The sequence below is a fragment of the Mesorhizobium sp. P2_E6 genome (assembly GCF_056403835.1).
In genome coordinates this window covers 397,594-408,330 of the sequence record NZ_JBFUEQ010000008.1, presented here as the reverse complement: position 1 = coordinate 408,330, position 10,737 = coordinate 397,594, and the positions used below count along the sequence as shown (strand labels likewise).

At 60.9% G+C, this 10,737-nt stretch carries 7 protein-coding genes and 1 pseudogene; 5 read left to right on the top strand and 3 right to left on the bottom strand.

The window, feature by feature from the left end:
* The 3 genes from AC1D08_RS22335 to AC1D08_RS22325 all read right to left on the bottom strand — a co-directional run.
* On the bottom strand, positions 1-1,753 hold a 1,753-nt coding region (locus tag AC1D08_RS22335; RefSeq protein WP_477424019.1), incomplete at its 3' end, for a DUF5801 repeats-in-toxin domain-containing protein.
* 308 nt (positions 1,754-2,061) lie between these two features.
* Positions 2,062-2,700, bottom strand: coding sequence for a response regulator transcription factor (locus AC1D08_RS22330; RefSeq protein WP_477228325.1), 639 nt, complete (start codon positions 2,698-2,700; stop codon positions 2,062-2,064).
* Positions 2,701-2,986: 286 nt separating this feature from the next.
* Positions 2,987-4,543 (bottom strand): VOC family protein, encoded by a 1,557-nt coding sequence (locus AC1D08_RS22325; protein WP_457153335.1) that lies wholly within the window; start codon positions 4,541-4,543, stop codon positions 2,987-2,989.
* Between the two features lie 265 nt (positions 4,544-4,808).
* Between AC1D08_RS22325 and AC1D08_RS22320 the strand changes: the two are divergent.
* The 5 genes and pseudogenes from AC1D08_RS22320 to AC1D08_RS22300 form a co-directional block, all read left to right on the top strand.
* Positions 4,809-5,225: pseudogene (locus tag AC1D08_RS22320) on the top strand (LysR substrate-binding domain-containing protein); the annotation flags it as partial.
* A 154-nt stretch (positions 5,226-5,379) separates the two neighbouring features.
* Positions 5,380-7,545, top strand: coding sequence for an adenylate/guanylate cyclase domain-containing protein (locus AC1D08_RS22315; RefSeq protein ID WP_477228324.1), 2,166 nt, complete (start codon positions 5,380-5,382; stop codon positions 7,543-7,545).
* A gap of 473 nt (positions 7,546-8,018) precedes the next feature.
* Positions 8,019-8,948 carry a hypothetical protein gene (locus tag AC1D08_RS22310; RefSeq protein WP_477345935.1) on the top strand — a complete coding sequence of 310 codons (930 nt, stop codon included), beginning with the start codon at positions 8,019-8,021 and terminating at the stop codon, positions 8,946-8,948.
* 440 nt (positions 8,949-9,388) lie between these two features.
* A complete protein-coding gene (locus AC1D08_RS22305) occupies positions 9,389-10,027 on the top strand; it encodes a hypothetical protein (RefSeq protein ID WP_245331086.1) in 639 nt (212 codons plus the stop codon).
* Positions 10,024-10,722, top strand: coding sequence for a hypothetical protein (locus tag AC1D08_RS22300; protein WP_477424017.1), 699 nt, complete (start codon positions 10,024-10,026; stop codon positions 10,720-10,722). Before AC1D08_RS22305 ends, AC1D08_RS22300 begins: the two co-directional genes overlap by 4 nt.
* Positions 10,723-10,737: the final 15 nt, after the last annotated feature.

Genomic DNA, 10,737 nt, shown 5'->3' with positions numbered 1-10,737 from the left:
GGGTCGGATGATGGATCGAGGCATACTGCGCCACGCTGACGACGCCGGTCGTGCTGTTGATGGCGACAGCGAACGCCGCCGCCCCACCGGCCCCGCCGATGCGGCCGACCACCAGATCGCCTTCCTTGAACAGGAAGATGCTGGTGCCGGCGGTCGTGTCGAGGCCGGAATCCACGCCGGCGGCGGACACCGCCAGCGAGAATGCCGTCGTGCCACCTGCCTGATCGGTGCCGAACGAGCTTCCGGTGGAGGACACCACCGCGCCTGGGTCCTGCGCGTAGCCGGTCGGGCTCAGATCGGAGCTGACATTGCTGACGCCCGCAAACAGGGCAACAACCGCGGGTGCCGTGGTGTCGTCGGCATCTGCCTGGATGCCCGCGGTCTCGTCATGCGCCACCGTGGGAGCGCCCTGGACGATGCCCGCCGTCGGGCCGTCATCTTCGATCACGATCTGCTGGCCGACGAACTCCGAGGCGGAGTTGGATGTCACGATGCCGAAGCCGCCTATGTCGAAAGTGTTGTTGTCGTTGCTGGGATCGCTATCCGCGTTGCTGACGTTCTCGATCAGCACCCGATTATGGGTTCCGCTTGTCGTCCACTGCACCGTGTCGCCGCTGCTTAGGCCCGTGATGATCAAGTCGCCGTTGGCGTCGATCGAGGCGGCCGGAGTATATTGCGTATTGCCTGTCTTGACGACGACGTTTGTCAGCGAGAACGACGTGATGGCGACGTGCGTGTCGTTGGTGAGCCCGTCGACGAAGTTCACTCCCGACTCCGCGACGGTGGTGAAGGCAGAGATCTTGACGGTCACGGGTCCGATGCCCGGATTGGTCTGGTTGACGGTGAAGGATGCTCCCGTCGCACTGACGACATTCTGGAAGTCGATGTTGGCTTCGACATCGGCCTCGTTCTGGTCCAGATTCGGCACGAGGAAGTTCGTGTTCGTGCCCGAGACGTAGGTGATGTACGCCCCCTCGGTAGGGTTGATCGCGTTGCCGTTGACGCCGAACGAGGTGGTGCTGCCGGCCTGGCTGATATTGAGCACATCCTTGGTCGAGATGTTTCCGCCCTCGGACTGGTTCAATGGATCTTTCCCTATCACCACGATCTGGGTGGAGTTTGGATCGCCGAAGGTCATGAACAGGTTGCTGCCGGAGGGCGCTCCGGCAAAGCCGAAGTTGAGCGTCTCGCTCGCCGCGAGCTTGAGGGTGTTCCCGAGATCGACCGCGTCGTCCGGGTTGGGGTTGCCGCCATGGAAGATCGGAACATAGGTGACAATGTTGAAGGTCACCTGGTCGCTGGTCGCGCCGGCGTTGATCACGTCCTGCTTGAAGACGACGAAGGCGATCGCGTCCAGATTGTTGACAATACCGTTGCCATCGCTGTCATAGCGACCGATCACGGTGTTGTTCCCATCGGCGAAGAGCAGGATATCCTTGCCGCCGAGGGTGTTGAGCCCGCTATCATCGCCATTGAGGGTGCCGCCATTGCCGTCGGTGAACGTAGTGCCGACGAGCTGGGAGCCGGCGGTGGCGTTGACGGTGACCGAGTTCGTCTTGGTCGCGACGCCGATGCTGGCCGGGAACGCGGAATTCAGCCCGAGAGTTGATTCGAGATAGGTCCGGAACGAGGCCGGCAAAGCGGAGTACGCGACATCGGTGTCCGTAAAGGCATCGTCGACGTTGTCGCCGGTTTGCAGCCCGGTGGTCTGGTCGTTGACGGCCTCGTCGTTGAGAATAAAGCTGATGGTCATTGCTGTGCTCCCCTATCACGTGACGGGGGCCCAGCCCCCAGATGCCGATGCACCCACCCCAGCGCATCCCCTGGCCCACTGAATCTGCGGCCTTCAATCCGTCAATTTGCCGCCAATGAAGTGGGCGCGTCCATTCTCGGTTCGATAGTATTGGGGTGAATGCCCATACCTGATCGAACGATATATATCGTTCGATAGATCAGGCCGGCGCGGGCGCCGCCGGCGATCGCGACGGCATCGAGGTCGATGCCGTCAGGCGGCTTTTCGTTTTGTAGCTGCACCCTGTCGATGCCAGCGGAAAGCGATGATCAGAGCGGGCCGGTTCCTGGACGCTCGGCGCCCTTGCCATGCGACACCCAGGCCAGTTCGGCCCGGCCATCGAGATGCAGCTTCTCGTAGACATGATGCAGGTGCATCTTCACCGTGCCTTCGGATACATGCAGCCGCTGCGCGATGGTCTTGTTGCGCAACCCGCGCGAGACGAGATCGGCGATCTCGGTCTCCCGCCCGGTCAGCCTGGACGTCGGCTGGTGCTGCGGTTCTGGCATCAGCAGTTGCTGGACGATCTTGTTGTCGATCCATTTCTTGCCTGCCGCCACCGCATTCACGCATTCGAGAAGATAGCGATGGCTGATGCCGTCCAGAAGCAGGCCGTCGCCGTCGAGCGCCTGTATTTCCTTGATGTCGAGCCTGCCGTTCGGCTGCACGATGAAGATGATGCCGAGAGCGCTGTCGCAGGCCTTCAGCCGGGAGGAAATACCGGCCATGCGCGGGTCCGCGATATCCAGGCCGACGATCACGATATCGGGCCGATGGCGCTCCACATTGGGGACAATGTCGACAGGACGGCGGCACTGAGCGACGACATCGTGCCCAGCCTTCCGCAGAACCCATTCCAGACCGGCGAGATACACCCCCCGCGGGTCCGCGACAACCAAGGTCGACATGCGAACACCGTCCGGAAACGCAACAAACTTTGTTTCAATACCCGGCAAGTCAGGAAACCAGAGGTTAGGCATTTTGTCAAGCAATCACTAATATAGTTAATGCTATAATATCGACCCGAGGCTGTCGAGCATACCCGAGCGGACACGGCCGCAGGGCTGTAGACCAGGCTGACGCCGCCGGATTGTGCGGCAGTGCATTCCGACGACGATGGGGGGCCGAGGTCGTGGACGCTATGCTCGCAACCGCTGCCACAACTCCCCATGAGTTCGCAGCGCAGTTCATGCATCAGGCAAGCCAGTTTTCTATCAACGATCCCAGGACGTGCAGATCGGCATCGCTCAGTTCGTGGCCAGCAGGCACTGTCAGGGCGGACACTGTGGCATGATGCGCGCTCAGCAACGCCGCAAGACCCGGGAGAAGCGATGCATAGGGGTCATCGCGCCCCTCGATCATCACTATCCGGCAGCCGGACAGATCCGCGTCCGGTCGGGCCTCGAGGACCAAGGAGGGGCGAAGCAGGATCGCGCGCTGGGCTAGGGGCGGATGGAGCAGCATGGCCGCCGCCAGAAAGTTGGCGCCGTTGGAATATCCGAGGAACGCCAGCTTCTCCGGGACAAGCCGATAGCCGCTGATTGCGCCATCCATGAAGGCGGCAAAGGCAGCTGCCTCGGCCCTTATGTCGGCTTGATCGAACGAGGTAGCCGAAAATCGGCGGAACCAGCGCAAGGTGCCCTCCTCGACGCTGCGCCCGCGCACCCCCAGAAAGGTAGCGCGCGGCGCCAGGCTTGCCGCGAACGGCATCAGGTCGGCTTCATTACCGCCGGTCCCATGCAACAGGACGAGCGTTGTGCCGTCAGGGTCGGATGGCACATGGAACCGGTGCACGAAGGGCAGGTCGAGATACCGGATGCGATCCTCGCCAGGCATCGAAAATTGCGGCAGCCGCGTGCGGATGGCGTCGGCCCGCTCGGCGTCGGAAGGCGGAACGAAGAGCACCGAGCCGAGGGTTTCGATGGGTTCATCGACCGTCATCCCGGGTCCGTCTGTTGCGAGTTCGAACAGGGTCTCTCCCGGCTCACGGACATAGAGAGATACGAAATACTTGCGGTCGTGAACATTGGTGACGCTGGAGTTGCGGCTTGCAAGTCGGCGCTCCACCGTCTCCAGGGCAGCAATGTCCGGCGTGCGGAAGGCGATATGGTCGACCACGCCGGTTCCGGGCGCGCCTGGCCAGAAACCGACGGCATCACGGACATCGACAACATCCCCGCTGTCCGAGACAAGGCGCTGCACGGCCCCGGCGTGCTTGAGCGGGCGATAGCCGAAATAGTCCTGCAGGAATGCCGACGTCTGCTCGGCAACCGCCGAGAAAATCGTCGCGCCACGGACGCGGCGGATTGCATCGGCCGGCTCGATTCCTCGGCTGTCGGCCGGTGACGCACGTGCGGGCAGTGCGCTTCCCACGATCTTGACTGCTACACCGTCCGGATCGGTCAGGCGCAGCACTGGCTCGCCGAATTCCTGCGTTGGCCCGCTCGCATTCAGTCCGAACTGCAGTGACCTCGTCAGCCAGAAGCCGATGCTGCGGGGCTCGACGGAAAGCGCAATTTCGGCGACCTGGCCGAGGCCAACCCGGCCGGGTGATCCGTCCTCCCATACGAGGAAGGTGATCAGAGATCCTGGCGAACCGATGCTGTCGCCGTAGCACAGATGGAGTTGCTCGGCGTCTTCGAAACCACCGGTCCGCTTGACCAGACGCAGTCCGAGAAAGCCAACATAGAAATCGACGTTGGCCTGGACCTTGCGTGTAACCAGCGTGATGTGGTGGATGCCCGATGTCATTCGGTCGATGCCTTCCTCAACCGTTCCTTGCCATCATCGGCGAGTGCTGGTCATCCGAGTTGAACAAATTGCTTTGCGGCAACGCCGCCGCCGAATTGCTGGGCACGGCCGCCTTCGGTGATACCACCTAGATCGACTGCGGCGAAGCCGAGGCGCTCGATCAGGTCGATAATGGTGGCCCGTGCCGATGGTTCGTCCCCTGAGGCAAACAGGACACGGCGGCCGCCGGGCACCGCCGGATCGGCCCCAAGGACGGCCGCGGGAACACCTGATCGCGCGTCGCATCGAACCGATCCGCGGTAAGCTCGTCGCCAGCCCGGACTATATCAAGGCGCATGGGGCACCCGAGACGCCGGACGAACTCCTGACCCACCAGACCGTCATGCAAGGGACGGAAACCTGGCAATTCATGGACGGCGACAAAACGATCACCGTTCACCCACAGGGGCGGTTCAAGGCGGATAGCGGCACCGCCCTTGCCGCCGCCGCAGTCGCGGGGCTCGGCATCGCCTCGCTGCCGGATTTCGTAACCGAGAGCCATGTTGCTTCCGGCGCCCTGGTCCCGGTGATGACACGCTATCCGCTCCCCGAGGCCGGCATATTCGTCGTCCGCCCACCTGGACAGCACCCTGCGCGGAAGATCCGCGTCCCCACCGAATTGCTGATCGAACATTTTGGATAGAGCATCGCCTCTCTCGGCCCCGCGACGGTACGGAGCAGGGCCATCGACGGCTTTTGCTGGATGATCCCGAGACACCGGCAACGGACGCCGGAGAGGTCGGTCGTTTCATTTCAGTATGACCAGGTCTATACTTCACGGGGGACAGGCCAGATCGATGGACCGTAAGCTTTCCGCCATTCTCGCTGCCGATGTCGTGGGCTATTCCGCCCAGATGGAACGCGACGAGGCCGGCACGTTCGAGCGCCTCCGTGCTCAACGCAAGGACCTGTTCGAGCCTGAGATTGCCCGCCATCACGGCCATATCTTCAAGCTGATGGGCGATGGACTGCTGGCCGAATTCGGCAGCGTCGTGGACGCGGTCGAATGTGCCGTGTCGTTGCAGCAAGCCCTGGCCGAACGCAACGCCGCCGTTTCCGAGGATCATCGGATTCGCGTCAGGATCGGGATCAATCTCGGCGAGGTGATTGTCGAGGGCGAGGACCGATATGGCGAGGGCGTCAACGTCGCTGCCAGGCTCCAACAACTAGCGGAACCTGGCGGCATCTGTGTCTCGGAAAAGGTCGCAAAAGAGGTTGAGAAGAAATTGGCTTTCGGCTTTGAGCCGATGGGCCAACAGAAGCTGAAGAACATCGCCGAACCGGTGCAGGCGTACCGGGTGCTGCTCGATCCCGCGGTGGCGGGAAAGCCCATGGCCGTCAATCGACACCCACGCTTCAGGCGCAATCTGGCCACCGCTGTTGGGGCCCTTGTCGTCGCAGTTGGCCTTGCAGCAGCGTGGTGGCGACCGTGGGAGCCACCGCTTCGGCCCACCGCTCTGACGGCCAATGCGAAAGCCGACACCCGGCCATCCCTCGTCGTGCTTCCATTTGACAATCTCAGCGACGACAAGGCGCAAGGTTATCTGGTTGACGGTTTCACCGAGGACCTGACCACAGAACTTGCACGCGTGCCCGGCCTGTTCGTCGTATCGAGGAACGCGGCTTCCACCTACAAGGGCACGGAGACAAAACCCGCCGAGGTCGCCGCAGCGCTTGGTGTCCGGTACATACTGGAGGGCTCGATACGTCGGGTCGGCGACGACATGCGTATCAACGCGCAATTGATCGACGGCTCGACCACCGGTCATCTCTGGGCAGAACGTTTCGACGGCCAGTGGACGGATGTGTTTGCACTGCAGGACAAGGTCGTCGTCAGCATCGCAGGCGCGCTCAAGCTGCGTCTCGTCAGCGCCCAAGGCAAGGCAGATGTCGCGGGGGGCACGCGCAATCCTGCAGCCTACGAAGCTTACCTCCAGGGCATGGAAATCTACAATCGTCGCAATACTCCAGACGAGTTTGCGCAGGCGGTGAGGTTTTTCCAGCAGGCGCTGGAACTCGATCCGAATTTCGGCGCGGCGGCAGCCTCGCTCGCATGGGCCTATTGGGACACGGACGGGCCGCGGGTCCAAGCTTTGGCCGCTTCGGACATCAGTGCGCTGTACAACGTCTACAAGTACCTGGGGGAGGCGGCCAAGCATCCTTCGCCGTCCTACTATCAGCTCGTCGCCAGTTTGCTGGTTCGCGAGCACCGGTCCGACGAGGCAGTCGCGGTTATGTTCAAGGCAGTGGCGCTCGACCCGAGCGATCCCCTGAACTATGTCGGGCTGGCGGAAGCCCTGAATTTCAATGGCAGGCCGGACGAGGCGCGCGACTATCTCGTCGCGGCCAACCGTGTCGATCCAGGCGGCAATGACCATCGGCACTACCAGGCCGGGCTGGCTGAATTTGGCCAGGGTCGTTTCGAGGAAGCCGTCGACTACCTTGAAAGGATCGATCTCCAATCGCCCGATCCATGGCCGAAATTCTACGGCCTGCAGGTGTTGGTTTCGGCCTACGCGCATCTGGGGCGCAGTGACCAGGTCGCGGCCTATAGTGACAGGCTAAGGAACGTCATGCTGGAACGAAAGGATGGTGGGGCAAATCAACTGGTCACGCAGAGGTATTTCGTGTTCAAGAATCCGGCTGACATCGGGCGTCTGCTGGACGGCCTGGACAAGGCCGGTCTGCCGGAGTTGCCGGAAGCGGTCGATCTGGATGCGAAGGACCGGCTTACCGGTTCGGAGATCAAGTCGCTCATCCTCGGTCGTGACCTGCGCGGGGGAGGCGCATGGATAGACAAAGGAACCAGTTGGGTGCAGCAGAACTTCCTGTGCGATGCCATTCCGAAAACTCAGACAACCTGCGGCGCGATCTTCCGCAATCCTGCCGGGACGCCGGAGCGACGCAACGAGTATACGGCAGTCTTCCGTTTCGATCGTTTTGAGTTCTCGGCCGTCAAATAAGGCCGCCCGGGACCTGCCGGCGAATATCAGAGCTGTTCGCGATTTGCTCCTACAGGCCAAAGGTCGCGTTCAAGTCACCCCTGTGCCTGCAATGGCATCGTTCGTCCGGCGCGTTGAAAACGATGTTAGTGTGCGAGCGAGGCATAGTGAAAACGAGGAAGGTCTCATGAATTTCGATGATATCGACCTCAATTTGCTCAGAGTGTTCGATGTGATGATGCGTGAAAGGAGTGTAACGCGCGCAGCCAGCGAATTAGGACCTGTGAGCAGATTGCCCGCATACTCGACAGCCAAGCGCCGCCGGTGAGTTAATCGCTTGCTCGTCTGCGGTTAAGCAAGGCCGTTTAGCCCACCTCCCAACAAGGTCGCCGTTATCATAGCGGCGGCCTCACCGTATTCTATGCGAGCTACGACCGAGTAGATAAGGACTCCCATGACTTCAACCGCAGCTATTGCGGCAAGGCGATCCTGAGTTGACCACGGCCGATGCCGGGTCGGAGACCGATGCGCCGGATTTCGCAGCAAGCGGCAGCATTTCCAAATGTGCTTGTGGGCGGATTTGGGCTGTTTTATGTATGGCTTCAATAGGAGACGATATGAGTGTTCCAAATGCTGATCAAACTATAACCGCAGGAAAGCTGGCGGAATTTGTAGCGAAGTCCGTAGAGGCCGCGCGCGCGGTGGAAGGGCCATTTTACCATCTCGAGTTCGACCGGGTCTTTCCGGAGGATGTTTATAAATCCATGCTGGCGGCGCTGCCGGTGTATGCGGATTACCGACCGATGCACGGCCGGTCCAAACAGCGGGATGCGATGGGTGCGTCCACGCGGGTGAAGATCGATCTCTTTCCGGAAAACATCCGACATCTGCCGTCGGCGAAGCGGACGGTGTGGAACGTGGTTGGCAAAGCGCTTTGTTCCGAGCCGGTGAAGAACGCTTTCCGTCGCCGACTGGCACCGGCGATGGGGCGACGGTTCGGGCCCGGCTTGGCCGAGGTGGGCATGTTTCCAATCCCCATCCTAACGCGTGACATTCCGGGCTACGAAATTCCGCCGCACACGGATACACATTGGAAGGGCATCACGGTGCAGCTTTACCTGCCACCAGACGAGGCGCACACCAACATCGGGACGATCTTTCACGAGGAGCTGCCGGGCGGCGGGCTGGCGAAAAAGATGCAGATGCGTTTCGCGCCGAACACGGGCTATGCTTTCGCGGTAGACAAGGACACGTGGCACTCGGCGGACATAGTGGGGCCGGAAGTGACAACACGGGACAGCATCCTCCTGACGTATTTTGTGGATAGCGGGTTGCTGCGCATCCTGCGTAACCGGGGGAAACGGGTGGGCAACTTTATCGGCAACGAGATCCGGAATTTGGGCTGGTTCATACCGGGCACATGAGTTGGTAGCCGCGTTTTATGTCGAAGACCGAGGATCGCCGACTGATGCCTGAACCGACAACGGGAAGCCGCGAGTGGCTGGACCGGCTTGACCAGCAGGACATCTCCGACTTCGCCGCCATCCGCGGCGACGAAATCATCACCAAGCCCGGTTGTTCATCGGGCCGGGCTCGTCCAGCCGGCGCGCCGCGAAGGCGCGCCCGAGGGGCGCCGCCGGCGGTTCATCGGCAGGCGTGGGGTGGGAGTGACTTGTGGCACTGTACTTCGGTCTTCCGCTTGCAGTGCTGCCATGCTTAATTCGAGTAAATTCACATCAAATTATAGAGTTGCCACGTGATACCAATCTACATTGGGTATGACCCACGCGAATCCCGAGTTCTGGACGTAGCGCGATGGAGCGCCTACCGGCGGACAAGCACGCCGTTGCAGATACAGCCACTCGTGCTCAAAGACCTTGAAGCGCAAGGAATCATGAAGCGACCGATGGTGGTACGTGATGGCAAGCTCTGGTGCCCGATTTCCGAGGCACCGATGTCGACCGAGTTTGCCATATCGCGCTTTGCCGTTCCGTTCATGAGGCAAGGCGGCTGGGCCATGTTCTGCGATTGCGACGTCCTGTTTCTGAAGGATCCAGTCAAGCTGCTCGACCTGGTCGATCCTTCCTACGCGATTATGGCGGTCAAGCACCAGCAACGCGAATCCGAAGCGGTCAAGATGGACGGACAAACGCAGACGTTCTATCGCCGCAAAAACTGGTCGTCGGTCGTTTTGTGGAATCTGGATCATCCGGCCAACAAACGGCTGACCAACGAGATGCTCAATACGTGGCCCGGACGTGACCTCCACGCCTTCAAATGGCTTGAGGACCATGAGATCGGGGAATTGCCTCTGGCATGGAACTACCTCGTAGGGGCTTCAGCTACCGAACTCGACCCCGCCGATGTCTCGCTGGCGCACTACACGCTAGGCGGTCCTTGGTTTGCGGGCTGGTCCGGCGCCACGCAATGGGACGAATTGTGGAGCCGAGAAGAGAGCATTCTGCGCGCGTTTGAGGAACATGCGGTTCAGATTCCCGCATGAAAACTCCGCTTTCGGACCTCTTGCCAACCTTCTCAAAGCCAATTCTTCGCTTGCCCAGTGTCACCGGTCCCGCCTTGGTGATGGGGGCAGCGCCGAATTTTCGCCTCCCGCAGGGGCATGATGCCGATTGGGGACTGGTGACGGTCAATGCTTCCCAGCTTTTGGCGGAAACCTTCGGTCTCCCAGTTCCCGACATCGCCGTGCTCCGCCGCGGCATTTTGGTCGGCCGGGACGAGCAGGATTTTTACAAGCGCGATTTGTTGAAAGGACGGCAGGCAAAGCATCTTATCATCCCGATTTGGCCGGACGTTGAAGACAAGCTGATAGCCGGTTGTCGCACCTTTGATTATCGCTATGGCACCTTGCAGGCGCTTACAAGATGGCAGCTTGCCAACATCGTCTGGCGGCTTAGCGGCAAATATCATGTGTCGCGCGGCTGGCACCGGAAAATCTCAACCGGAGCCTTCGCGATCATGCTGGCGCGTTTCGCCGGTTTCGCTCCTGTTGTCGTCAGCGGGTTTTCCCTGTCCCAAGCCGGGCATGGATACGACACCCGAAATGCCTTTCGATATCATGCCGACGAAGATGCGGATTTGCTTCGACGGGTGGTGAAAAGAGGCGAGCCAATCTACGCAGAGGATAGAGACTTCGCTGCAGAAAGTGGATTGCCCTTGTGGCAGGGACAGATGCCATGACGACGACAGACGACC

Coding starts and splice junctions, on each gene's coding strand:
- AC1D08_RS22315 (WP_477228324.1), top strand. CDS start 5,380: ATGGACCGTAAGCTTTCCGCCATTCTCGCTGCCGATGTCGTGGGCTAT.
- AC1D08_RS22300 (WP_477424017.1), top strand. CDS start 10,024: ATGAAAACTCCGCTTTCGGACCTCTTGCCAACCTTCTCAAAGCCAATT.
- AC1D08_RS22325 (WP_457153335.1), bottom strand. CDS start 4,543: ATGACATCGGGCATCCACCACATCACGCTGGTTACACGCAAGGTCCAG.
- AC1D08_RS22330 (WP_477228325.1), bottom strand. CDS start 2,700: ATGTCGACCTTGGTTGTCGCGGACCCGCGGGGGGTGTATCTCGCCGGT.